Annotated in this window: 27 protein-coding genes; 17 read left to right on the forward strand and 10 right to left on the reverse strand. The window is 41.1% G+C overall.

Annotation, left to right across the window (positions count from 1 at the left end):
- The first annotated feature begins 62 nt into the window (after nt 1-62).
- Together GR929_RS17885 and GR929_RS17890 are read left to right on the forward strand one after the other, a co-directional pair.
- On the forward strand, nt 63-419 hold the full coding sequence (locus GR929_RS17885) for a carboxymuconolactone decarboxylase family protein (RefSeq protein WP_159522369.1): 357 nt from the start codon (nt 63-65) through the stop codon (nt 417-419).
- A 29-nt stretch (nt 420-448) separates the two neighbouring features.
- Entirely contained in the window at nt 449-757 is a 309-nt protein-coding gene (locus tag GR929_RS17890; protein WP_159522371.1) for a NifB/NifX family molybdenum-iron cluster-binding protein, read from the forward strand.
- A 9-nt stretch (nt 758-766) separates the two neighbouring features.
- On the opposite strand, the gene yjjX is transcribed toward GR929_RS17890, so the two are convergent.
- Nucleotides 767-1291: an inosine/xanthosine triphosphatase gene (yjjX, locus tag GR929_RS17895; RefSeq protein ID WP_159522373.1), complete on the reverse strand. Its 525-nt coding sequence runs from the start codon at nt 1289-1291 to the stop codon at nt 767-769.
- Between the two features lie 74 nt (nt 1292-1365).
- Between yjjX and GR929_RS17900 the strand changes: the two genes are divergently transcribed.
- The 9 genes from GR929_RS17900 to GR929_RS17940 all read left to right on the forward strand — a co-directional run bounded on the left by GR929_RS17900 (nt 1366) and on the right by GR929_RS17940 (nt 10330).
- Nucleotides 1366-1815, forward strand: coding sequence for a GNAT family N-acetyltransferase (locus tag GR929_RS17900; protein WP_159522375.1), 450 nt, complete (start codon nt 1366-1368; stop codon nt 1813-1815).
- A 3-nt stretch (nt 1816-1818) separates the two neighbouring features.
- Nucleotides 1819-2700 (forward strand): VIT1/CCC1 transporter family protein, encoded by an 882-nt coding sequence (locus tag GR929_RS17905; RefSeq protein ID WP_159522377.1) that lies wholly within the window; start codon nt 1819-1821, stop codon nt 2698-2700.
- Nucleotides 2701-2746: 46 nt separating this feature from the next.
- Complete coding sequence (locus GR929_RS17910) at nt 2747-3415, forward strand: AlbA family DNA-binding domain-containing protein (protein ID WP_235934467.1); 669 nt, start codon at nt 2747-2749, stop codon at nt 3413-3415.
- A 117-nt stretch (nt 3416-3532) separates the two neighbouring features.
- Nucleotides 3533-4315 carry a zinc metalloprotease gene (locus GR929_RS17915; protein WP_159522379.1) on the forward strand — a complete coding sequence of 261 codons (783 nt, stop codon included), beginning with the start codon at nt 3533-3535 and terminating at the stop codon, nt 4313-4315.
- Between the two features lie 94 nt (nt 4316-4409).
- Nucleotides 4410-5561 carry an alkaline phosphatase gene (locus GR929_RS17920; protein ID WP_159522381.1) on the forward strand — a complete coding sequence of 384 codons (1152 nt, stop codon included), beginning with the start codon at nt 4410-4412 and terminating at the stop codon, nt 5559-5561.
- A 95-nt stretch (nt 5562-5656) separates the two neighbouring features.
- Nucleotides 5657-6604, forward strand: coding sequence for a bile acid:sodium symporter family protein (locus GR929_RS17925; RefSeq protein ID WP_159522383.1), 948 nt, complete (start codon nt 5657-5659; stop codon nt 6602-6604).
- A gap of 1 nt (nt 6605) precedes the next feature.
- Nucleotides 6606-7940, forward strand: coding sequence for a 1-acyl-sn-glycerol-3-phosphate acyltransferase (locus GR929_RS17930; RefSeq protein ID WP_159522385.1), 1335 nt, complete (start codon nt 6606-6608; stop codon nt 7938-7940).
- An 84-nt stretch (nt 7941-8024) separates the two neighbouring features.
- Entirely contained in the window at nt 8025-9815 is a 1791-nt protein-coding gene (locus GR929_RS17935; RefSeq protein ID WP_159522387.1) for a histidine kinase N-terminal 7TM domain-containing protein, read from the forward strand.
- Between the two features lie 227 nt (nt 9816-10042).
- On the forward strand, nt 10043-10330 hold the full coding sequence (locus tag GR929_RS17940; protein ID WP_159522389.1) for a muconolactone Delta-isomerase family protein: 288 nt from the start codon (nt 10043-10045) through the stop codon (nt 10328-10330).
- Here the strand turns inward: GR929_RS17940 and GR929_RS17945 are convergent, their stop codons facing one another.
- From GR929_RS17945 to GR929_RS17955, 3 genes are all read right to left on the reverse strand, one after another.
- Entirely contained in the window at nt 10331-11644 is a 1314-nt protein-coding gene (locus GR929_RS17945; protein WP_159522391.1) for a DEAD/DEAH box helicase, read from the reverse strand.
- Between the two features lie 96 nt (nt 11645-11740).
- Entirely contained in the window at nt 11741-12847 is a 1107-nt protein-coding gene (gene dprA, locus GR929_RS17950; RefSeq protein ID WP_159522393.1) for a DNA-processing protein DprA, read from the reverse strand.
- Nucleotides 12848-12896: 49 nt separating this feature from the next.
- Entirely contained in the window at nt 12897-13346 is a 450-nt protein-coding gene (locus GR929_RS17955; protein WP_159522395.1) for a hypothetical protein, read from the reverse strand.
- 101 nt (nt 13347-13447) lie between these two features.
- Here GR929_RS17955 and aroB point away from each other — a divergent pair, with 101 nt between their 5' ends.
- Both aroB and GR929_RS17965 read left to right on the forward strand, forming a co-directional pair.
- Nucleotides 13448-14512, forward strand: coding sequence for a 3-dehydroquinate synthase (gene aroB, locus GR929_RS17960; protein ID WP_159522397.1), 1065 nt, complete (start codon nt 13448-13450; stop codon nt 14510-14512).
- 17 nt (nt 14513-14529) lie between these two features.
- On the forward strand, nt 14530-15762 hold the full coding sequence (locus tag GR929_RS17965) for a 3-phosphoshikimate 1-carboxyvinyltransferase (RefSeq protein ID WP_159522399.1): 1233 nt from the start codon (nt 14530-14532) through the stop codon (nt 15760-15762).
- Nucleotides 15763-15963: 201 nt separating this feature from the next.
- Here GR929_RS17965 and GR929_RS17970 read toward each other — a convergent pair whose 3' ends face one another.
- Together GR929_RS17970 and GR929_RS17975 are read right to left on the reverse strand one after the other, a co-directional pair.
- Nucleotides 15964-16674, reverse strand: a complete 711-nt coding sequence (locus GR929_RS17970) for a YebC/PmpR family DNA-binding transcriptional regulator (protein WP_159522401.1) — start codon at nt 16672-16674, stop codon at nt 15964-15966.
- 105 nt (nt 16675-16779) lie between these two features.
- Entirely contained in the window at nt 16780-16989 is a 210-nt protein-coding gene (locus GR929_RS17975; RefSeq protein WP_159522403.1) for a sensor histidine kinase, read from the reverse strand.
- A 109-nt stretch (nt 16990-17098) separates the two neighbouring features.
- Here GR929_RS17975 and GR929_RS17980 point away from each other — a divergent pair, with 109 nt between their 5' ends.
- A complete protein-coding gene (locus GR929_RS17980) occupies nt 17099-18100 on the forward strand; it encodes an FAD:protein FMN transferase (RefSeq protein WP_159522405.1) in 1002 nt (333 codons plus the stop codon).
- A 135-nt stretch (nt 18101-18235) separates the two neighbouring features.
- Here GR929_RS17980 and GR929_RS17985 read toward each other — a convergent pair whose 3' ends face one another.
- Nucleotides 18236-18484 (reverse strand): hypothetical protein, encoded by a 249-nt coding sequence (locus GR929_RS17985; protein WP_159522407.1) that lies wholly within the window; start codon nt 18482-18484, stop codon nt 18236-18238.
- Between the two features lie 430 nt (nt 18485-18914).
- Here GR929_RS17985 and GR929_RS17990 point away from each other — a divergent pair, with 430 nt between their 5' ends.
- Entirely contained in the window at nt 18915-19490 is a 576-nt protein-coding gene (locus GR929_RS17990; RefSeq protein ID WP_159522409.1) for a superoxide dismutase, read from the forward strand.
- A 153-nt stretch (nt 19491-19643) separates the two neighbouring features.
- Here the strand turns inward: GR929_RS17990 and GR929_RS17995 are convergent, their stop codons facing one another.
- Complete coding sequence (locus GR929_RS17995) at nt 19644-20000, reverse strand: DUF4870 domain-containing protein (protein ID WP_159522411.1); 357 nt, start codon at nt 19998-20000, stop codon at nt 19644-19646.
- Nucleotides 20001-20192: 192 nt separating this feature from the next.
- Complete coding sequence (locus GR929_RS18000; RefSeq protein ID WP_159522413.1) at nt 20193-20891, reverse strand: hypothetical protein; 699 nt, start codon at nt 20889-20891, stop codon at nt 20193-20195.
- 178 nt (nt 20892-21069) lie between these two features.
- On the opposite strand from GR929_RS18000, the gene GR929_RS18005 reads away from it, so the two are divergent.
- The gene (locus GR929_RS18005) at nt 21070-21390 is read left to right on the forward strand and encodes a hypothetical protein (RefSeq protein ID WP_159522415.1); all 321 of its coding nucleotides are present in this window, start codon (nt 21070-21072) and stop codon (nt 21388-21390) included.
- A gap of 155 nt (nt 21391-21545) precedes the next feature.
- Here GR929_RS18005 and GR929_RS18010 read toward each other — a convergent pair whose 3' ends face one another.
- Nucleotides 21546-23606: an acetate--CoA ligase family protein gene (locus tag GR929_RS18010; RefSeq protein ID WP_159522417.1), complete on the reverse strand. Its 2061-nt coding sequence runs from the start codon at nt 23604-23606 to the stop codon at nt 21546-21548.
- Nucleotides 23607-23909: 303 nt separating this feature from the next.
- Here GR929_RS18010 and GR929_RS18015 point away from each other — a divergent pair, with 303 nt between their 5' ends.
- On the forward strand, nt 23910-24725 hold the full coding sequence (locus tag GR929_RS18015) for a hypothetical protein (protein ID WP_159522419.1): 816 nt from the start codon (nt 23910-23912) through the stop codon (nt 24723-24725).
- The last annotated feature ends 75 nt before the right edge of the window (nt 24726-24800 follow it).

Below are 24800 nucleotides of genomic sequence, written 5' to 3' on the forward strand. Positions count from 1 at the left end.
CCGTTACTGAAAAGTATATTTTCAGATTAATACAGGCTGTCAACTTATAATATTTCCAGGCAATGAGCAAATTAATTGAAGATTTCCAGAGTTATCGTTCTGAAATGAACGAAAAGATCCTTGCGAATGACAATAAAGTGATGAAACGGATCTTCAGTGTTGATACCATAGCCTACCAGGAGGGAGCGCTGAGTGTAAAAACAAAAGAAATGCTGGGACTGGTTGCTTCAATGGTGCTGCGATGCGATGACTGTATAAAATACCATCTGGAAAAATGTTTTGAACAAGAAACAACGACCGACGAAATAGTTGAAGTTTTCAGTATCGCAAACCTTGTGGGAGGTACGATTGTTATTCCACATACCAGACGAGCTGTAGAGTATTGGGAGGCACTTCAAGAACAAGTAAAGAGTAAATGACAAATTTGAACAATTTAAATTAAGGTATTATGATTGCAATCAGCGCCACTGAAAAAAAATTAACTGCTCCGATGGACTTAAGATTCGGACGTGCTCCCTATTTTTATATCTCCGATGGTGAAGAATCTCGCTTTATCGTGAATCCCTACTGCCAGGAAGAGAATAACGTTGCTCCCCGGGTTGTGGAATTATTAGCAACAGAACGGGTTGATAAAATAATAACGGGGGAAATTGGACCGAAGGCACACTCCAACCTGCAGAAAAACAACATTCAGGTTATCATGCTTGAAGAAGAACGGATTAAAATAAACCAGATACTCAAAAAAATTAACTCCTGATTTCGAAAATCAATCGTATAATTCAGTGTTTAAAAATGGAATGAGGGTCAACATAATTGCGTGTTGGTACAACTGCTGACGCGTAATCAAGTCGTGAGTTAGTAAGCCAACGGCGCCATTTTGTTGTTTCGAATTACTTGCTTTGAATACCTGATCATCTGCGTCTCCAAGCTCCAGACCTTGCACTACCAGTTGCGAAATTTCAGGAGGCAACTCAAAACTTCCTGTTCGTCCAAGTGCTAGTTTATCCCCATTCGAGATCGCAATCCATGCAAAAGCCTGCATACGATCATCTACCAAATCAACACCTCCTTCAATACCAACATAAAAATCGGCTTTCAAATCAGCATGCATCAAATTATTCACCCTGTTTTTTGCCCCTGTCCTGGTTTCGCCATCACTCATCGGCTGATCCGAGACATCTGATTTCACGGACAAACCAGCAACATCAACAGGATTCGTGAAGCACATTTTGAAAGCTTCTTGAACCGCATTAACTTTGACCGGATTTTTAGATGCAACCAGAATTTTCATTCAGATAAATCTATAAAATAATCAGTCAATAAAGTTACTTTTACACGGCAAAAACCAAAAAAAATATCCAGAGAATGATTATCCGTGAAGCAAAAGTTAAAGACGCCGAACAGATTGCAGAATTCCAATTGGCTATGGCCTTGGAAACAGAAAACATACAATTAGACAAAACAACAGTTGATCTGGGTGTAAAACACGTATTCGACGATCAATCGAAAGGAACCTATTATGTGGCTGACCGGGATGGAAGAATCATTGCCTCGTTGCTAACAACCTACGAATGGAGCGACTGGAGAAATGGCACTGTTCTTTGGATTCAATCGGTCTACGTTTCACCAGAATTCAGAGAAACTGGCGTTTACAAAAAAATGTACAGCCACATCCAGGGCTTGGTGAAAAAAGAGGATCGGTTGAAAGGAATTCGTTTGTATGTTGACCAAAGCAACACCCCGGCTCAACAAGTCTATCAAAAATTAGGTATGACGGCTGAGCACTACCAGTTATTTGAATGGTTAAAAGACTGAAAGATGGAAAGAAAACCAATTTCTCCTGAAGTTCGCAAGCAACTGATCATTGCACAGCGAAATGAAATTACAGAATATAATATCTACAAACGGCTGGCAAGTCGGGTCAAAAACGACCATAATCGCAAAGTTTTAAACGACATTGCTGACGATGAACTACGGCATTACAAAATCTGGCAAAAATACACTGCCCGTGAGGTTAATCCGAGTCGATGGGATATATTCAAATTTTACTGGATTGCCCGTATTTTAGGAATTACGTTTGGTATTAAACTAATGGAAAAGGGCGAAGAAAATGCCCAAATCAATTACAACCAAATTGCCAAAGAGGTTCCCGAAGCAGCCGGCATCAGCAAAGATGAAAACGACCACGAAAAAGAACTGATCAAGCTCATTAAAGAAGACAAGCTGGAGTACATCGGATCAATCGTGCTAGGACTAAACGATGCTTTGGTTGAAATCCTGGGAACTTTAGCCGGGCTGACTTTCGCCTTGCAAAACACCAAAATAGTTGCTTTGGCCGGAATCATTGCCGGTATCGCCGGTGCACTATCCATGTCGTCGTCGGAATACCTCTCGAATAAATCAGAAGGCAACGAAGACGGAGCAATTAAGTCTGCTATTTTCACTGGTCTGGCCTATCTGGTTGCCGTTGTCTTTTTAGTCGCACCATTCCTTATTTTTGCATCTCCCTTTATGGCGCTATTAGTTGCTGTAGCCGACTCCATATTTGTTGTTTTCGTCTATAGTTACTACATCTCAATTGCCAACGACCAGCCTTTCAGAAAGCGGTTTTTTGAGATGGTGATTTTAAGTACTGTAGTTGGTTTGATTTCATTTGGGCTGGGTTACCTGGTTCGCATTGCTTTTGGTATCGAGGTTTAAAACAATCCAAGCCAGGGCTTGTTAATCTGAAAAATGGAGAATTATTGTGAGTTTTTATTTGTCAAAATTGCTCCTTGAAGGAGAACACCAACGACAGGATTTTAAATATTGCATCAGAGATTCTAAAAAGATTGCCAAATCGCTCGTTGCCTTTGCCAACACCGACGGGGGACGCCTTTTGATTGGCGTAAAAGACAATGGCAATATTGCGGGAGTGCGGTCGGAAGAAGAATACTACATGGTTGAATCGGCAGCCACAATATACAGCAAACCCGAAATCAATTTTACAACCCAACAACATTTTATTGAAGGAAAAACGGTACTTGAGGTAAAAATTGACCCCAGCACGAATAAGCCACATTATGCAAAAAACGATGATGGAAAATGGATGGCCTACTACCGGAAAGATGACGAAAACAAACTAGCCAATAGAATTATGATTGAGGTTTGGAAAAAAGAAAAACGAAAGAACGGCATATTCCTCAACTACTCAAATTCGGAACAATTTCTGCTTGATTATTTGGACAAAAACGAAACCATAAGCCATTCGGCATTTACCCGGAAAGCGCAAATTAGTTATCGCGAAGCCGAGCGAATAATTTCCGATTTTATTGTTTTGGGAATCCTTGAAATAAGAACTCCAGAGAAAAAGATCATCTATGCTATTTCTGAAAATTTCGATCGCGATGAGTGGAATATCGAAAAAATCCGGTAGCTTAAATAGTCATAAGTTCTTTTCAACGTCAACTGATTTTACAATCATTTAATCGCAAATAGCGAACCTTTCTCATAAAAAATGAGTTCTTTTAGATAGGGAATAATTCTCTACAAAATGATTCGTTTCTTAATACACTTTTCTATTTTGATTGCTATTCTAATAGCTTTTGTTCGTTGTAATAATGGCGGAACAGATCCTGTTGACCCTCCAATCCCGGAGGTTCCGGAGCAAAACATTAACGACAATGTTACTCCAAATGATTTTTTATCAGATGTTAAATACAAACAGCTTATTATTGAGGCGGTATACCTCGATGGGCAACAACCCGATAGTCTTTCAATTTATAAGTTAGTCTCTTTTCTGGATGAACGTATCCACAAACCGAAGGGAATCCAGCTTTTTTACAAGCCAATTCCCAAGACTGGGAAAACCTCTTATTCGCTTGATGATTTGAAAACGATTGAAGCGAGCTACCGGGAAAAATTGACGAATGACACCTTGTTGACCGCGTGGATTTTTATTACAAATGGGGATTATGCCGGCAACAGTGCTGACGAAAAAAAGCTTGGACTAGCCTATGGCGCAAGCTCGTTTGCCTTGTTTAAAAAAACAATTCAGGAATATAGTGGTGGTGAAAATCAGCCCACAACACACAACATGGAGACCACGGTCTTAAAACACGAATTTGGTCATCTGTTTGGACTGGTAAACAATGGTACCCCGATGATCAATAATCACCTTGATAGCACTCACGGCAGTAATCATTGCTCCAACCCAAGGTGCTTGATGTATTACGTTGCCGAAACCAACAATTTCTCTTCAACTTTTTCAACAAGCAGCACTCCTGCACTACGATCCGACTGCATAGAAGATCTGAGGAACAACGGAGGCAAATAATCTATCTATTCGATTAATCAATAATTAATCAGGTTAAACCATTCATTTCTATTTTTCTGATTATTTTTACTGTTCTAAAACAAAACAGAGAAACATGAAGAAAATAGCAACTTTTATTTTGAGTATTATCATGACCTGTTCGGTATACGCTCAGGAAAATTACAAAACCCTCACAAAAGAAGACTCAGTAAAAATCTTTAAAGGCACCTCCGATTATGAGGTAATAAAATATGAGGATTCATTCAACAATAAGAAGCCGAAAAATATCATACTAATGATTGGCGACGGAATGGGAACAGCTCAGGTTTTTGCGGGATTAACCGCCAACGGAGGTCATCTGTTTCTTGAAAATTTCAAACATGCTGGCTTTTCGAAAACACAATCGGCCAGCGACTATATTACCGACTCAGCAGCCGGAGGAACAGCTCTTTCAAGTGGTTATAAAACCTACAACGGAGCTATTGGTGTTGACTCCGATACTGTTTCACATCCCACAATTTTAGAGTTGGCCGAAAAGGATGGCTTATCAACCGGACTTGTTTCCTCTTCTGCCATTACCCATGCGACACCCGCTTCATTTATTGCACATCAGTCATCGCGTAATATGTATGAAGAAATTGCCGCCGACTTTCTGAAAACGGATATCGATGTTTTTGTTGGAGGTGGATATAAACATTTCACGGAGCGTAAAGACGGCCGAAACCTGGTTGAAGAACTGGAAGCCAAAAATTACACGGTATTGAAAGACATTGATCAGATTGAAAATTTCACCGAAGGTAAATTAGTTGGGCTAACAGCACCCGAGCACAATGGCCGAGCTCCTGAACGAAATGGATTACTGCCCAAAGCGACTAAAAAAGTGATTGACCTACTCAGCCAAAACCATAAAGGATTCTTTTTAATGGTTGAAGGTTCTCAGATTGACTGGGGGGGGCATCAAAATAATACCACATACATTACCGAAGAGATGCTTGACTTTGATCAGAGTATTGGTAAAGCCCTTGAGTTTGCCGCCAACAATAAAGAAACGCTGATCATAGTAACGGCGGATCATGAAACCGGAGGATTTGCGATAAATGGAGGCGACATAGAAAACAAAATTGTTGAAGGTGGATTTGCAACCGGACACCACACGGCAGTTATGGTTCCTGTTTTTGCTTTTGGCCCGGGAGCTGAAAATTTCACAGGAATCCTTGACAATACTGAAATTGCCAATCGGATGATGAAATTACTTGATTTAAAATAGATTCAACACTCACAGAACTAAAAAACTATTGAAGGGACATGCTTTCTTTCAATAGTTTTTTACTTTTAAAGCTTGGTTTAACTAAGCTTTTCCCGATGAATTCGTCAACAGACATAATTGACCATGTGCAACTGAACTTCTCCTCTTCAGGCTTATTGTTTCTAAACATTTCATTGGCCGTTGTTATGTTCGGGGTAGCACTAGAAATAAAACCAGCTGATTTCAACGATATTCTACGAAAACCCAAGTCAGCAATTACGGGAATTATTTCCCAATTTCTTTTATTACCCCTCCTTACATTCTTGTTAGTTATTACAATAAAACCAACTCATTCTATCGCGCTGGGCATGATACTTGTGGCGTCTTGCCCGGGAGGAAACATTTCCAACTTTATAAGTTCAATAGCAAAAGCCAATGCGGCATTATCGGTTAGTTTAACGGCATTTAGCACGCTTAGCGCCATCTTTATGACTCCGCTAAACTTCGCAATATGGGGAAATCTTTACGTTAAATTTTACAACAACCATGCTGCTGAATCGTTGATCCGTCCGTTACAGATTGATCAACTTCAAATGTTTCAAACAGTCTTTATACTTCTTGGTATTCCGGTGATTCTGGGGGTTTTATTTGCTTCAAGGTTTCCAAAAACCACCAACAAAATTATAAAACCGCTAAAAACAACCTTCTTAATTCTGTTTATTGTCATTGTTATTGCGCTGTTCTCAGCTAATTTTGAGCATTTTATACAGTTCATCCATATCGTATTCTTCATTGTCTTCCTTCATAATGCACTTGCACTATCTACCGGATTTATATTTAGCGCAGTTATGAATCGTCCGCTAATTGACCGACGAACCATCGCCATAGAAACCGGCATTCAGAACTCCGGGCTGGCGTTGACCCTGATCGTTAATCCCAAAATCTTTCCTCCGGAGCTGGAACTGGGAGGGATGGCTGTGGTTGCGGCCTGGTGGGGAATCTGGCATATTGTCAGCGGTCTGGCTATAGCTGGTGCATGGTCGCCAAAAACAAAATTAGCATGAAATGAAGAAGTGGTCGGTGGGATATGAAGTGGTGAAACAGCTTGTACGACTCGCGTTTTGGCTAAGTCACAAAAAAATAACTGTCATCGGAAAAAATCAAATCCCTGATGATAGACCAGTAATTTTTGCCCCCAATCACCAGAATGGGTTGATGGATCCACTGGCAGTAATATGCACCAGCTCTACTCAGCCCGTTTGGCTTGCGCGGGCCGATCTGTTTAAATTAAAATCAGTAAGACCAATTCTCCATTTCTTCAAAATACTACCCATATACCGCATTCGAGATGGGAAAAGTAAATTAGCTGAAAATGAAACTATTTTCAATAAAGCAATCGAAATATTAGAACACAAAAAGCAACTGGCACTATTCCCCGAGGCTACTCACTCAGGGAAAAGGCAAATGTTGCCACACAGGAAAGCTATTCCCCGGATTGCGTTTCTTGCTGAAGAAAAGAACAACTTCAAGCTCAACTTGCAAATTATTCCTGTCGGTATTTATTACTCCCATTATTGGAAGTTTAACCGTGAGGTACTCGTTAATTACGGAAAGCCGTTCACCATTGATCATTACCAAGAGCAATATCTGCAAAACCCAAATCAGAGCCTCTTGGATTTGAAAGATGAAATAGAGCAAAAAGTTGAAGAACTGACGATAAACGTCCGAAGTAAAAAATATTACGAGAACTACGAACTCATTCTGAAATTACTAGAACCGTCGTTTATTTGGAATCAACAGAGAGACTCCCTCAAAGAATATTTCTTCAAACGAAGAGAGTATCTCCTCAGAATAGAAAAACACGAGCGCACGAATCCGGGTGCTTTCAAGGTTTTTCACGAGCAACTTGACCAGATCCGAGAGGTGATTGAAAAACAAGAAATTAACATAGAGGCTATTGATCGTCGGCAATTAAAACCTGAAGTTTTGTTTATTAAAACACTGCTGGCGTTAGTATTAAGCCCACTAGTTGCTCTGGGCTTTATTTTACACGGACTACCTTTTCTACTGCCTCGCTACTTCATTCAACGCAAAGTAAAAGACCCGACATTTTACAGCACCTTTCAATTTGTTTCCGGATTAGTCATTTACACATCTCTTGCTATAGTCATTGGTGCTTTGCTTTTTATTCTGACAGGGCAATGGTTTTGGCCATTCGTTTTTCTGCCAGCCTTTCTATTTACCGGAAAGCTTAGTTTTATGGCCTTTCAGTATTGGGTAAAGCATTGGCAGCAACTAACGTTTTATCAGTTCAGCAAAAAACATCCGAAAACAGCAGAAATCCTAATTGTCGAAATTGAGTTTATAAAGTCCGAATTAGATCGAATTATCCATGCCTGAGAAATAAAGGATACTTTTTTTATTTAAACCCGCAAGGGAGAACAAGAGTCAAAATTTGTATATTCACACAGACAATATTACCGCATGCATCACGAAATTGGAACATACCTGATTACTCCCTTAACGATCATACTTCTCATGTCAGGAGTCACAGGGATAATCATCAGTGTTTACTTGTATAAATACCGAAAAACGCCGGGAATTTTGTATCTGTCGCTTTTACAAATTGCGATAGCAGCCTGGGCTTTTTTTTATGCTCTCGAATATTCTGCCACGGGACTCGAATCAAAAATATTCTGGTCAAAACTCTCGTATCTGGGTATTGTTTTTGCTCCGGTATTTTTCTATTTATTCAGCCTTCATTTTGCCTATAAGCAGCACCGAATAAATGCGACTCTATTGGCCTTGTTATTTGGATTATCTACAATTTTCTTAATTTCAGTTACCACCAATAATTACCATTTCCTACATTGGAAATCTTATCATATCGATCCGAAATTAAACACCACAATATACACGTACGGGATATCATTCTGGCTTGTTTTTGCTTTCAACTACATCTTGTTAACCTTAAGTATAGCCAACATCATTCCGTTAATCTTTAAGTACCCGGAAAACTACCAGCAGCAAATCATTTTCATCGTTATCGCCTGTGTGTTTCCGGTGGTTGGCAATGTGATGTATGTTTTCAATGTGGGACCGATACAGGGTTTCGACTGGACTCCAATTTTCTTTGCTTTTTCCGGAGTTATTCTAACATACATCAATCTGCGATTTGGCATATTCGATCTGGGTCCAATTGCCCGAAACAAACTATTAGCCATTTTACCCGATGGAGTTATTATTGTTGATAAACACCGTCGGATTGCAGATGTGAACCCAGCCTTTCTGGAGCTCACACACCGCAGCAAAAATGATACAATTGGGAAATCGCTGGCAGATGTGTTCCCTAAACAGAAATCATTGATTGACCAACTCGCCCCAAAGGAACAAATCGAATCGATGGAACTGGAAGCAGAGCTAAATGGCCAAGTTACCTACTTTGATATTCGGGTTACTTCACTGTTTGATCAAGCGAATCAGATGAATGGAAAACTGATTGTTTTGCGGAATATTACCGAAAAAACGATTTATCAGCAATCCATTCAAGAAACGAATCAGCAATTAAAAAAAGAGATTGAAGAAAAGAAAAAACTGATCGCTGACTTGGATGCTTTTGATCACACGGTGGCTCACGATTTAAAAAACGTGATTGGAGCTATTGTGACGTCCAACGATTTACTGAAACTTGAAATTGAGAACAAGAATTATCAAAATCTGGAAGAAATAATTGAACTGATCCAGCTTTCGGCGAACAAATCCTTTCATGTCATAAAAGAGCTGTTGACAATGGCCAGTGTTCGCCAGCAGGATATGAAAAGAGAGCAGGTAGACATGGCTGGTATACTAAAAGAATGTGAGATTCGCCTGGACGACATGATTAAAACGTCGAAAGTCACCATCATCAAACCCAAAGAATGGCCCACAGCTCTTGGCTATTCCCCATGGATTGAGGAGGTGTGGGTTAATTATATCAGCAATGCCATCAAGTATGGCGGAAAACCTCCGGTTCTCGAACTAGGGGCAAAACAATTCTACCGTGAGAAGAAAATTCGTTATTGGATAAAGGACAATGGCAATGGATTGCCAAAACAAGACCAGACAAAGCTGTTCAAAAAATACGAGCGATTCAACCAAACACATATCGAAGGAACCGGACTCGGTCTGTCAATTGTCAAACGAATTGTGGAGAAGCTCGGTGGAGAAGTTGGTGTAATTAGTGCCGGAATTAACGGTGAAGGCTGCATCTTTTATTTCACGTTACCTCAAGAATAAAACACGATGAAACGACCATGATCAAAATTTCGCTCACTCAGGAGGATGATTATTGGAAATTCTGTGCGTTGGTGTACTAAACTTAAGAACTACAGTGATGTACGGAAATTGTACAAACGTAAAATTAAAAAGCATATGAAACGAACTTGTAAAGGTCATTTACACACAGGAGAATCATTATAAGCGAGTTCCATCGAATACCGTTGAAAATTTTAAATTATAATGAGATGAAAATTATTGCGCTCGAAAAAGAACTTCCACACGCTAAAACGACAGACTTTACTAAATACGCTAAGGAAGAAGCCAGAAAAGCCTGGGAATTTCAGCAAGACGGGTTTATTCGCGAAATTTACTTCCGGGCAGATGAAAACAGTGCCGTTTTAATTCTTGAAGCCAACTCGGTTGATCAGGCAAATCAAAAATTACAGCAACTCCCTCTCGTTAAAAATAAGCTCATTGAGTTTGAATTAATCCCTTTAAAAGCCTATCCCGGATTTGCCAGACTGTTCCAATAGTTAACGGCGTTTGCGTTTATGCTTCTTGCGTTGTTTCGCCAGGTTTTTGCCATCTTTTCTTTCCACAGGTGGCTTTCTCTTTTTTTCGTGGAAAGCTCCTTGAAAAGTAGGATCATCCATTTTCTTTTGCCGGTCGATTTCCCGCGATTGCTCCTGCGCTTCAGCTTTCCCGGTCGGTTCGATCACCACTTCGTCAGGAATAGCCTTTTCCTCAACTTTCATTCGGATAACCTCTTCAATTTTTACTAAATGATATTCCTCTGCGGGATCAATCAGCGCAATTGCCTCACCATGATTATTGGCTCGTGCAGTTCGTCCAATTCGGTGTACGTAATCTTCGTAACGCTGTGGCAAATCAAAGTTGATAACATGTGTTATCATTGAAACATCCAGTCCCCTAGCCGAGACGTCGGTAGAAATCAGGATTCGTAATTCTCCATCTTTAAAGGCCTGAATCGCATTCATCCGGGCATTTTGCCCCTTGTTTGAATGAAGTATCCGCTTCTCCCCTTCCGTCTTTCGTTTGATGACTTTAAAGACCTTTTCAGCGTGTTCCTTGGTTCGTACAAAAATCAAAACCCGGCTAAACACCTCCTCATCTTCTAACCAGTGCCGAATCAGATTCAGCTTGGTTTTAAAATTCGGAACTTTATAATAGGATTGTTTAACCAACTGGGCAGGTGTAGCCGATGGAGAAACTTCCACGCGCTCCGGAAAATCAAGAAACTCGTGAGTCATTACTTCCACCTTCTCATTAAATGTTGCAGAGAACAGCAGGTTTTGCCGCTTGACCGGGATAATCTCCAGCAATTGACGAATCTGTGGCATAAAGCCCATATCCAACATTCGGTCGGCTTCGTCAATCACAAGTGTTTTTATTTTTTTCAGCGAAACAGCATTGGCATGATACAAATCACGGAGTCGCCCGGGTGTTGCCACCAAAATGTCAATACCCGGCTCAATCAAAGCTGCGTGTTTGGTCCAGCCTACGCCACCAAAAACGGCAGCATGCCGAATGTTACTATAGGGAGTCAACTCTTCAATATCCTCTCCAACTTGTATCGCGAGTTCCCGGGTCGGCACCAAAATGAGCACTCTTGGATCTTCGCCTTCTGCTTTCACCAGTTTGGAGAAAATTGGCAACAGGTAAGCTGCGGTTTTTCCCGTTCCGGTTTGCGCCACTCCAACGACATCCATGCCCGACTTAATGATAGGAATTGCTTTTTCCTGAATAGGGGTTGGATGTTCGAAGCCAATCTCGTCCAACACCTTCAGAATCGACTTGTTTATTTTTAATTCACTGAAACTTGTCATAGGCTGCAAAGATACACTTTTAAAGCTCCGGATTCCAATCCGGGTGTCGCGGTTTTCAACCGCGAATTAATTGTCGATTAAAAATCACTGCCCCCATCAAGCCAACTTGTACATTTTCCCGGGGAGGCTCGCCACCAAACCTTTAAATTCGAGAGCCAACAATACTGAAGAAACCTTGCCCATTGGCATTTGCACGATGGAACAGAGTTGGTCGATGTACAAAGGAGCATCGCTCAACGAATCAACAATTCGCTGCTCTTCATCATTCAATTCAACAAACAATTGCTTCTGTATTTTGGTGGGTTTGTCCACAGTTTGTTGCCACGACATGGCATACTCCAGATCATCCAACGTTTCAATCATTGCCGCTTTATTTGATTTGATCAGTTGATTGCAACCTCTCGAAAACAGATCGATATGCCGGCCAGGAAGCGCAAAAACATCGCGATTGTACGAATCGGCAATGTCAGCGGTCACCAGTGAACCTCCCTTTTCTGCGGATTCAACAATTATTGTGGCATCAGCTAAACCGGCAATTATCCGGTTGCGGCGCAAGAAATTCTGGCGATCGATTTTCGTTTCACTAATAAAGTCAGTGACCAAGCCACCCGACTCAAGCATTCGCTCTGCCACCTGAAGATGCTGCCGGGGATAAACCTGATCCAAGCCATGAGCAAAAACACCAATCGTTGGCACTCCATTTTTCAAACAAGCTTTGTGAGCCGCCACGTCTATTCCGTAGGCCAAGCCGCTAATTACCGTGTAACCGCCTCGCTGCGCCATATCCCGAACCAACCCATCACAAAAATCACGGCCATAGTTCGTGGCATTACGGGTTCCTACAATTGCCACCGTTTTTTCTGCATTAAATTGGATATTCCCTTTCCAGAAAAGCATGACCGGTGCATCCACACAACGCTTTAATCGCCGAGGATAATGGTCATCCCAGAATGAAATATAATGAATATCATTTCTCAGAATAAATTCAACTTCCTCTGCAGCACGCTCCAGCGCGTCGCTTTCAATAATGGCACGAGCTTTTATTTCACCAATGTACGGTATTCGTTTTAAGATCTTTTCGTTGGCTTCAAAAATATGCTTAATTCCGCCTAAGGCATGAACCAGTCGCCTGGCATTGCCCAGACCAATACCCGGAATTAATGATAATGCAATTTGGTATTTTAGATTTTCGGATTCAGACATTCACGAGGTTTATGATAAATTTAGTGATTCCCTCCTGAATTTGCAAGAACTATTTTTCCATTAAGTATTGAGATAAATCGGCCTTAATCGCGTTAATATCTCTCTTACTCATTGCCGCCAAACTGACAGATGGATATTCGGCAATTCCTCTTTTTGTTTTTACTTCCAGAAATAAATCGCTGAATAAAAACGCCTTCTTCACTTCAGCTTTGTGCAAAAGCACTTTCCGAAACTCGATTGAATTGTACTCCTTACCGAAAAAAGAGATGATCGGATAGTAACGCACTTTAATCATCTCATTGGTAGACTCATACTGCACGTAATCCAGTCCCACAATTTGAAAAACAATAATAAAAATGATTAACAAACCGCCATTTATCAGCGCAAACAAGTCCATCTCCTGCCACACAAAAAGCAAAATAGGCAATAACAACAGCACAACTCCGAGATTAAAACCTCTTTTTATTTTCTGTGATCGCTTTTGATTCGATATCTCCATAACCTTTTATTGAATTGTAAATAATAAGCCGTTTTTGCTATTGACTTTATAGCACTGCTAAAAATATCTTAACTTTGTGCTCCGCATTTTAAAACAGACAAATGGCGACATCAAAAATACATTCAAATATTATCTTTTCCCAAAAGGTAGCTGACGAACTCGGGAAAATCGTTCAGCAATTCCCTGCTGGCAAAGTATTTTTATTGACCGAAGAAACCCCCAAAGAGCTTTGCCTTCCTTCAATCAACAATGTTATAGAAGAGTATGGCATCAAAACAATCAGTATTCGAGGAGGAGAACCCAATAAATCAGTTCGCTCAGTAGAGCAAGTTTGGGAATTCCTATCGAAGAATGGTGCTGACCGCAAATCGCTGCTGATCAATATTGGTGGCGGAATGCTCACCGACTTGGGTGGTTTTGTAGCCTCAACCTTTAAACGCGGAATGTCATTCGTAAATATCCCAACAACCTTGTTAGCACAGGTCGATGCTTCGCTGGGAGGAAAAACCGGCATCAATTTTAATGGCTTAAAAAATGAAATCGGGGTATTTAATGAGCCGGATGCGGTAATCATCAACACCGGATTTTTAAAGACAATTGATGCGGACAATTTCCTTTCGGGTTATGCTGAAATGCTGAAACACGGCTTAATTAAAAATCCTGAGCACTGGGAAGAATTGATGCAATACGATCTTAAGAAGGTCGACTACGATTCGTTGCAGGAAATTATTGCACACTCGGTAGCTGTCAAAGAATGGCATGTGCAAAACGACCTGACCGAAAAAAACATCCGGAAGGCATTGAATTTCGGACACACGGTTGGTCATGCATTTGAAAGTTATGCACTATACGACAATCGCCCAATTCTGCATGGTTTTGCAGTGGTTTACGGAATGATTGTCGAGCTGTACCTGTCAGCTAAAGTGTGCGGTTTCGACCAGGTAAAGTTAAACGAGATCAACCAGTGGATGCTTCAAACCTACGGCAAGTTTGAAATTGAGTCATCAGCTTACGACGAGCTTTACGAGCTGATGACACACGATAAAAAGAATGAAGGCAGCCGGATTAACTTCACCTTAATTTCAACAATTGGTCAGGTTGAAATAAACAAAGACTGCTCAAAAAAATTGATTATTGAAGCACTTGACTATTATCGTCAACTCTAATTTCGGAACAACAAATCATGAAATACCGTCTTTCCAAGTCAGACAAAACCGTTAAAGGAAGTATCGACCTTCCATCGTCGAAAAGTATTGCAAACCGCGCACTCATTATTCACGCGTTAAGTTACAGTCCTTACCATTTGAAAAACTTATCGGTTAGCGACGATATTGAGGTAATGCAAAAAGTACTGACCTCCAACACCAATAAATTTGATATTGGCCATGCCGGAACGGCCATGCGCTTTCTGACAGCTTTCCTGTCGCAGATCGTTGGTGAATGGACCATTACCGGATCGGATCGGATGAAGCAACGCCCAATCCATATTTTGGTAGACGCCTTAACCGAACTGGGGGCAAAAATTGAATACGTGGAAAACGAAGGTTATCCGCCACTTCGTATTTTTGGCTCGCATCTCAAAGGAAAAGTATTGGAATTGGATGGAAGTATCAGCAGTCAATACATTTCGGCATTGCTCATGATTGCTCCTGTAATTGAAGGAGGCCTGACACTTCGGTTGAAAAACAAAATTACCTCGCGCCCCTACATTGAGTTGACCCTGAAACTAATGAAACAATTTGGCGTTCGTTCCGTTTGGAAAGGCAATGAAATCCTTGTTGCTGAACAACCGTACCAAGCCCGGGAGTTTACGGTTGAAGCAGATTGGACTGGTGCATCTTATTGGTATCAACTAGCTGCCTTGTCTGACGAAGCAGAAATTAAGTTGAAAAACCTTCGGTTGATGAGTTTGCAAGGCGATTGCCAAATTGCAGCTTGGTTTAAAGATTTTGGAGTTGACAGCCAAGCCACCGCAGATGGCGTAATAATAACAAAGTCGGCTGACATTCAACCCAAGCATTTACAACTCAGCTTTATTGAAAATCCGGATGTGGCACAAACCATGGCTGTGCTGTGCGTGCTTAAAAAAGTCCCTTTTCATTTTACAGGCCTGGAAACTTTAAAAATTAAGGAAACCGACCGTATTGCGGCTCTGCAAAATGAGCTGGCTAAATTTGGAGCCGAAATTACCGAACCCAAACATGGTGAGCTAAAATGGGATGGCAGTTTTTCGTTACCCAAAGACGAAGTTCCTTGCATTGCGACTTACCACGACCACCGCATGGCACTGGCCTTTGCCCCAATTGCTATGTTTCAATCAATTGATATTGACGACCCGATGGTTATCTCCAAATCGTACCCGGAATACTATGAGCACCTGAAGCAAGTGGGATTTGAAGTAACCGATAGCGAATAGCAAATACTTGTACAATGAGTTCGATGGTTATCAACGACCTCAAGGAAAGTCATCCTGAACCTGTTTCAGGATCCGTCTGAAATCAACATAGATTCCGAAACAAGTTCGGAATGACCTTAATCTTGCAAAAGGAAGCTCGCGACTACAAAAAAAAAGCCACCACCTTCCGGCAGCAGCTTTTCAACGTATAAAGTATCTTATTCAGGCAATATTGGTAAACACCTGTTGAACGTCGTCGTCTTCCTCAAGTTTATCAATCAACTTTTCAATTTCTTCCAGCTGTTCTTCGGTAAACTCAACAGCCGAAGTCGGAATCCGTTCCAGGTTTGATTTTTTCACATCAATTTTTTTCTCTTCTAAAGCCGATGAAAGCGTTCCAAAAGCTGTGTAGTCACCATAGGCATAAACAGTTTCTTCATTTTGCTCAATGTCATCCAGCCCCGCATCAATCAACTCCAGCTCCAGCTCTTCCAAATCCATACCTTCGTAGGCCTCGAACTGAAAAACCGCCTTACGGTCAAACATAAATTCCAACGATCCGGTTGGCACTAAACTACCGCCAGCCTTATTGAAATAGGATTTTACATTGGCTACCGTACGGGTTGAATTGTCCGTAGCACATTCGACAAAAATAAGCACCCCATGTGGACCTTTTCCTTCGTAGTTTACTTCGGTGTATTCGCTGGCATCTTTTCCTGCTGCACGTTTAATGGCCGAATCAATATTGTCTTTGGGCATGTTTTGCGCTTTGGCATTCTGAATCGCTGTACGCAACTTAGCATTCATGTCCGGATCAGGGCCTCCTTCTTTGGCTGCCATTGTTATTGAACGCGATAACTTCGGAAAAATTCGAGACATATGTCCCCAGCGTTTTTCCTTTGCTGCTCTCCGGTATTCAAATGCTCTTCCCACAGTACAATTATTATTAGTGTGAATGAATTATTTTAAACGACTGCAAAAATAAAAATAATCATTCACAATTGATTTCTGAAAGGCTAAAAATTCAATTTTCGTATATTATTCATCGATTGTAAAATAAAAAGTAGCTCCTTCACCATAAACTGATTCTACCCAAATACGGCCATTTAGTTTCTGAATAATTTTTTGACACAGAAAAAGTCCAATTCTTGTTCCTCGGAAGTATTGTTTTTGCTCATCTTCCACCTTAACGAAGCGATCAAAAATATTATGCTGATTTTCAGCAACCATCCCGACTACGAATCTCATCACTCATAATTCATTCTAATATAACCGAATCAACTATCTTTACGCCCTTAAATGAATAAACTTGCAAAAAACGTACATAATCTGCAATGGTAAAAAACTCGCAATCAACATGAAAAACACATCCTGGATATTCCTGATAATTGTAATGCTTGCTGCTTGCTCAAGCAATAGTCAATACATTTCTAACGAAGGATTTATTTTTGGCACCATCTATCATGTCACTTATGAAAGTCCTGAAGGCAAAGATTTACAACGTGAGATAGAAGCCGTGATGAATGAAGTGAATCATTCCATGTCGACCTATGATTCAACATCAACTATTTCGAAAGTGAACAGGAATATTGAAACTGAATTGGACGAGCAATTTACAACGATCTTTAAGAGAGCTGAAGAAATCTCGGAGATTACCAATGGAGCTTTCGACATGACGGTTGCGCCCATGGTAAATATTTGGGGATTTGGATTTAAAAACAAAGAACAGGTCACTTCGGAACTAATCGATTCGCTGAGAGCAATTGTAGGCTATAAAAAAGTTCGAATAGAAAACGGACAGCTTATAAAAAACCATCCCAGCACAATGCTCGACGCCAGTGCTATTGCCAAAGGTTTTGCCAGCGATATGGTCGCCAACTACCTGCACGAACAGGGTTGTAAAAACTACATGGTTGAAATTGGTGGTGAGGTGGTTGCCAGCGGCAAAAACGCCAAAGGTAATTACTGGTCAATTGGGATCAGCAATCCGGATGACAATGAGTTGTTCACGGAGCAAAAACTGAAAGCCATTGTAGAACTGAAAGATATGGCCCTGGCCACTTCGGGTAATTACCGCAATTTTTATATTGAAGACGGGGTGAAATACGCCCACACCATTGACCCAAAAACAGGATATCCGGTTCAACACAGCCTTTTGAGTACAACCGTATTAGCCGACAACTGCATGACTGCCGATGCCTTCGCAACTGCGTTTATGGTTAGCGGATTGGAAAAGTCCATTGAAATTGCGGAAGCTGATCCGGAAATTGAAGTGTACTTTATTTATTCGGATGAGGAAGGCAACTACAAAACCTACATCAGTCCCGGCTTTAAAAGCATGCTTAAAAAGGAGTTTTAAGAAGTTGAGAGCTTGAAGGCAGCGGCCGCCTGTCGCCCTGAATATATTTCAGGATTTATTGAAACATGTGGCGGTTACGAAAAACTGAGTATGAATAAATTCAGACTGACTTTATCCCTGCAAAAAAAAGGAAGCTTAGCAGCCTCCTTTTACATCATTCAATATCGATAGTTCTTTAAATGAAAGTTGCCGTTTCGCTTTGGCTTGCTCCATTTTATCGAAAGTTTGAGCACAGGTAATTCCACGTGCCTTCATATGTTTGTTACTTCCAATATGCAGGTTTGGAAATTTCCCTTTCTTTTGAATCAACATCCGAACAGCCAACCCCACAAAAGCAATCGCAACCAATGCCACTGCCAATCCAAATACGATTAAAAATTCCATTGTTTTCTCCTTTCTTTAACGCAACAAAAATACTTAAAATCAGGCGAACCGAAAAATTTAAGCTTCTTTACATGATAAACACGCTCACCAAACAAATGGTTGAGTTTTTAGCCTCGGATTTTAACAGAACGAGAACAAGTCCGTGTAAGGCATTCCCATAAAACTTATTGGTTAAAATCACATCATAAAATCGACTCCTTCGCTATATTATTTCCTCATGAATGCGAACTGGGAAAATAGTTCGCCAGTTCACGATCATCACGTTCGAAACAGATTAGGTGTTTGAGCATCAGCACCCCATGAGAACACACAATATGGAATCGTTTTAAATAAACGAATGCCCGTTTTATTTTCAAACCTTTTAAGCTTCCTTCCTGTTAAGAAAGACAAAAACAAACATAAAATCGTCTAACTTTTAAATTACAAAATTATGTCATTTGAATTACCTGCATTACCCTATGCAAAAAGCGCTCTTGAGCCATACATTAGTGAAAAAACATTGGATTTTCACTATGGAAAACATCACCAGACCTATGTGAATAAGCTGAACGACCTTGTTCCTGGAACCAAATTTGAAAATGCTGATTTGGAAACGATCGTTAAAGAAGCTGAAGGCGGTATTTTTAACAATGGCGCTCAGGTTTGGAACCACACCTTTTATTTTATGCAGTTTTCTCCTGATGGTTGCAAGGAACCAAAGGATAAGCTGAAAACTGCGATTGAAGCGGAGTGGAAAACCGTTGAAGATTTTAAAGAGGCATTCTCGCAGGCAGCTGCTACATTGTTTGGTTCTGGTTGGGCTTGGCTGGTTAAAGATGATGCCGGCAAATTAAGCATCGTTCAAACCAGCAATGCAGCCAACCCAATGCGCGATGGACTAACTCCAATACTGACTTGCGATGTGTGGGAGCACGCTTATTATTTGGATAAGCAAAACGCCCGTCCTAAGTACGTGGAAGACTTCTGGAAAGTACTGGACTGGAAAGTTGTTTCAGAGCGGTTTTAAGAGATCGCATTAACACATTTTGGGAAAGTCACTCTAAACCTGCTGCAGAGTATCCTTTTGCTACTGATACTAAAACAAGTTCAGCATGGCTGACCCAGACTTAAAAAAATAAAAAGAGGGAATCGTGGTGATTCCCTCTTTTATGCTTATTTATTATTTCAGAAACCGAATTGTCCAGGGATAGCGATAAAACTCGCCTTCGTTTGCTTTTATGGCCGCAATAATGGTTAGCACCAAAGCGCCAATGCCAATAACTGCCAGCAACAGAAATCCAATGCCTACAATAATTAACATGCCCGATACAAACATCAAGATGGTTACTGTAATTTGAAAATTCAAGGATTCCTTTCCCTGATCTTCCACAAAGCTGAATTCTTCCTTTTTCAGTAAATACACAACCAAAGGGCCTATAATATTTCCGGCAACCGGAATCACCAAACCCGCGAATGCAGCAATATGGCAGAGCATGCCCCACATGCGCTCGTCCCGATTATCAATGATTCTTTCCATATTTTAATTTTTTCTTTGCAAGATAGAGAAGTATGAATTGAAATCAAAACCCAAAATACTTGTTTTCAGCTATTAATCCCGGTTTACGTCAACACCCTGCTGCTCCGCATTTACAGCCCCCCAATGCAAAGTAGCTGGCGATATTTTATTGTGCATTCCCATCAAAGTACACTGATACCGATCCAGCAAGGGTTATGTTGTTTTATTGTCATTGCTTTTAAGAAGTGGAAGACTTGTGCCACTTGGCAGTTCTTCCGCATTCGCCTGAGTTCTCCAGATAATTTGTGCTATTTCGCTAATCCTGTCAACAAAAGGCTTTGCATCTTGTCCAAATTTACCTAGCACAATTCCTGCATCACCTACCAATCCCCAAAATTTGTCTATAGAAGACATTTTTTTGTGAAGTTCTTTTTGAAGTCTCTCAAGTTTATTTAAAAGTCTTTCTTTGTGATTTGCGTCGAATAATTGACTTGATGAAATTGAATCTCTCAATTCACTTATTAATTCTTGAACCCGATTTAAATCTCCGTCTGTAAATTTATAAATGAATCCATTCTCGAAGATTCCATTATATTTATTCTTTGCATTTTCATATTCATTAGTCGATATTTTTTTATCAAAATCAACGTCTATTTCTTGACAGAATCTATGCAAAGATTCAATAGTTTTATGTCTATCACTCTCAATATTAGGCATAACATAACCAAGGCCATGGTGTTGAATAAAGGCATCTAGCGCAGCATAGGCGTCAATATAAGAGCTATAGCCATTATATCTATCGGCGGGCTGTTCTTGATCATAATAGTATTCGATTATTTTCTTGCAAATCATCTGTCCAGCTTCGTATTTATTTACTGGCAGATTATTAAAAAATTCTTCGTTAAAAATCATATCTATCTGGATTTTATTTACAAAAAGCTCAACGTCTGTATATTATACACCAGCACATTTACACTACAATTCGTTTATATTATTAGTTTTCTGTTTATTAAAGCTTCACAAAGTACAAAAAATAGTCTGTCTGATTATCATATGTTGAAAAGTTTGCACAACTGTAAACCAAACACTGGTGCGTTTGAAGGCAGGCTGCGGGGTAAAAAAAACAGCAAGGAGCGGCCTGTCTGGCCGAGCTGGCGGTTGTTTCGGAGCCCTGAGGATTTTGTCACCGGTTGTGGAGCAAATTCTGGAAAATCCGGGAGCTTCTCCACACAGAAAAACGCAAAAAAATATTTTCTTTTTGTTGAAACGCGCGGCAAACAAGGAAATTAATTTTCTTTTTTGTTGTTTTCTCCCTGCGAGAGCAAAAAATATTTTCCGGTTTCTTCTCCACACAGAAAACAACGTTCTGGAAAATTTTTTTCCTTCTCCACACAGAAAACAAGAAAAATAAAAGCCGGAACCACTGTTTTCGGCAAAAAAAAAGAATGCAAGAAAGAGGAATTCAATGTCGTTGTATTGAATATCGATAAGCTATGATTAAATAGATGGGAGGGGGTGTATTATGTTTCGAGATCACTGTTGCCCGGGGAAAATAAATGGGCTAGCTTACTTTTCAATCCGAATACGCGCATCAACAGCCCGAATTTGATCGCCTCCGGCTAATAGCGGATTAATATCCAGTTCTTTGATTTCAACAGCAAACCGCAGCATGCCTGACAGGCGAACAATAATTTCGGCAAACCGATTTTCGCTGATTCCTTCCTGCCCGCGATAGCCTTTGATCATTTGATACGACTTCAGGTTTTGAATCATGGAAGTAGCTTCGGAAAAACCAAGAGGCGCCAGGCCATAAGTAAGGTCTTTGAGCAATTCAACCATAATGCCACCCATTCCGCAAAGGATAACATGCCCAAACCGATCTTCGTATTTTGCTCCCAGAAACAACTCGATCCCCGATGCCATTTCGGCTACCAGCACGGCTTCGGTTCCGGGAATATGAATGAGTCGGTCAAACTCGTGGATCACTGTTTCCTTGTCGTGCACGTTGAGCACCACCCCACGCACATCGCTTTTATGAACGGGCCCGACAACTTTCATCGCCAATGGCCAGCCGAGTTTTTTGGCGGCTTTCAATGCTTCCTTTTCCGTTGTTACGACCTGCTCCTTCACGCGGGGAATTCCGGCAGCATCAAACAGCTGGTGAATAATTTCCGGCGGCTGATAGCCGTTTTCAGCATGATCAACAATTTGTCTGATTTCAGAAATATCGATTCCTTCGAGAAAAATATCGTCAGCATGAGGCTTGGCAGTATTTGTAATTTTAGTTAAGGCACGTCCAAGCAAAACTTCATCCTGAAAATTCACATTCCCTTTTGCAATGAAATGAGTTACTTCATCTTTCACATTAATAATTGAAGGCAGAATGGGGAAAATGGGCTTTTTGCAGGTGCGCATTTTTTGATTGAGCACATCGTAAACATCGCCAACCGGAAACAAACCGGGACTTCCATAAATTACCGCCATGCCATCGACCTCCTCAAAATCATTATCGCAAGCATCAATAATGGCTCCGAGCTGTTCGGCATTACCGGTTGCTAAAAAGTCGATCGGATTTTCGACCGACGAACCGGGAAAAAGCTTTTCTGCCAGGGCTTTTTTTTGCGGCGAATCCTGAATTTGAGGAATCTTCAACCCTCCGGCTTCCAGGGCATCGGTTAGCATCACGGCCGGGCCTCCGGCATGGGTAATGATCGCCATACGCTTGCCCTTCATTTCCTTGCACATAAAAACACACGCAATGGTTGTGAGTTCCTCCCTGCCATAACAGCGCACAATTCCGGCCTTCCGAAAAAGTGCTTCCACCGCCGAATCGGAACTAGTCATGGCCCCGGTGTGCGACGACGCTGCCCGACTTCCGGCATCGCTGCTTCCGGCTTTGATGGCCGCAATTTTGCAGCCTTTCCGGATTAGCGACGATGCATGTTTCAGCAATTTATCGGGATTCTGAATGCTTTCAATATACAGCAGTTTGACCCGGGTGCTGGTTTTAGGATCGAATACCTCATCCATAAACTCGAGCACCTCTTCGACTCCCACCTGAGCGGAGTTGCCCACTGAAAAAACACTGGCAAAGTGAAGCCCTTTGGAAATCCCCGATTCCATAATAAAGACCGCTGTTGCTCCTGAGCTGGAAATAAAATCGCAGCCCATTTGATCGAGCCGGGGCACAGGAGTGGTAAACACGCTGGCATGTGCCGGGGTAATTATTCCGATGCAGTTGGGCCCGATCAGCGAAGCCTGATAGCAGTTTACAACATCAACGATTTGCTTTTCCAGTTTCCGCCCCTCGTCGCTTTCCTCACTAAATCCGGCCGAAATAATAATGATGCCACGCGTATTTTTATCGCGGCACAACTGCAACACAACATCCGGGCAAAGCGCGGCCGGAATAGCCAACACCGCAGTTTCGACCTGGGGCAGTTGTTCAACACCGGGGTAAGCGTTGATTCCCTGAACTTCCTCTGAGCGGGGATTTACGACATACAAATCGCCGCGATAGTTATTCTCAATCAGGTTTTTGAGCAGTTTTCCTCCAGGCTTTCTGATATCGTTCGATGCACCAATTACAACAATACTTTTGGGCCAGATGAGTTCTCGTGTCAGCATAACAGCAGGTTATTTTTGATCTAAATTACGAATTACACAGAGATAGCTGCTGACATAACTCAGGAAGTCGATGAATTTGTGCGAAGTTGGGGCTTGAAAGATATTGAACACGCATCAAACCACTTCCTGCTCTTAATTTTCAGGCTCCTTTGCCTTTCCGACTCCGGGGAGATTCCGACCTACGTGGGAATGACGAGCCTTCGGGAGAGGAATGCGATTAACAACTGAAACTGCCCACTGATCAGGTTCCCGGCTACCCGTCCTTTTTTCAGTTCAATTTTTTTAAATAGCTTTGGCGTTGTTATGGCAAACCTCTCGGAACAACGAATTATGGTGCTTTGCGACTTTTCGGAGTCGATGAACGATGCCATTGTGCATGGTGCACGAATGTCTGGTATCTTTCAGAAAGAGCTGTGCCTGTTTCACCCGCTTCAGCAAAAAGGGAAGAGTGATAAATTAGCGGTACAGAAGGCGTTGGGGAAAATCATTCATAAGCTGAAAAACGATCTGCCCAATATCCCGATTTCCAGCCTCACGCTAAAAGGAGATCTTACTCAATGTATTGACCGGATTGCGAATAAGTACGATGGGATTATGTTGGTGCTCACGTCTGAAAAAGTAAAAAAGAAATTACCGGCCCTGCAAATCAGTCAAATTCCGTTCCTGTTTGTCAACGGCAGTAGTGAGCATTCTTTAAACTACAAAAATCCAATACTGCCTGTTGATTTCCGAAAGGTTATGAAAGACACCTCATTGTGGGCCAGTTATTTTGGTCGTTTTAATCAGGCAAACACAACCGTATTCGCTGCCACCGAAAAGAATAAAGACGATGCTAAAATGATCAGTAAAAATTTGAAGTTTATCGAGAAGCTCCTGATGAAATTCAAGCTCGATTTTCAGATACAGAAAACTCCAAAAGGTAGTTTTAAATTACCTTTCGAAGCATTGAGTCAGTGCCTTCAAAACCAACATGATTTACTGATTATTCCGTCCAGTAAAAACATCAGTCTAATCGATCTGATTATTGGCTTGCCGGAAGCGAAACTTATCAAAAAGGCACAGCACGTTCCCGTGCTTTGCATCAATCCAAAACGCGACATGTACATTCTTTGCGATTGATTGAACACCGTCTTACTACAATTCGAAATTTTATTATTCCTTTGTAATCGATTACAAATTTCAATTTATCCGATC

Origin of the sequence: Sunxiuqinia indica (assembly GCF_009847015.1) — a bacterium.
Lineage (GTDB): Bacteria > Bacteroidota > Bacteroidia > Bacteroidales > Prolixibacteraceae > Sunxiuqinia > Sunxiuqinia indica.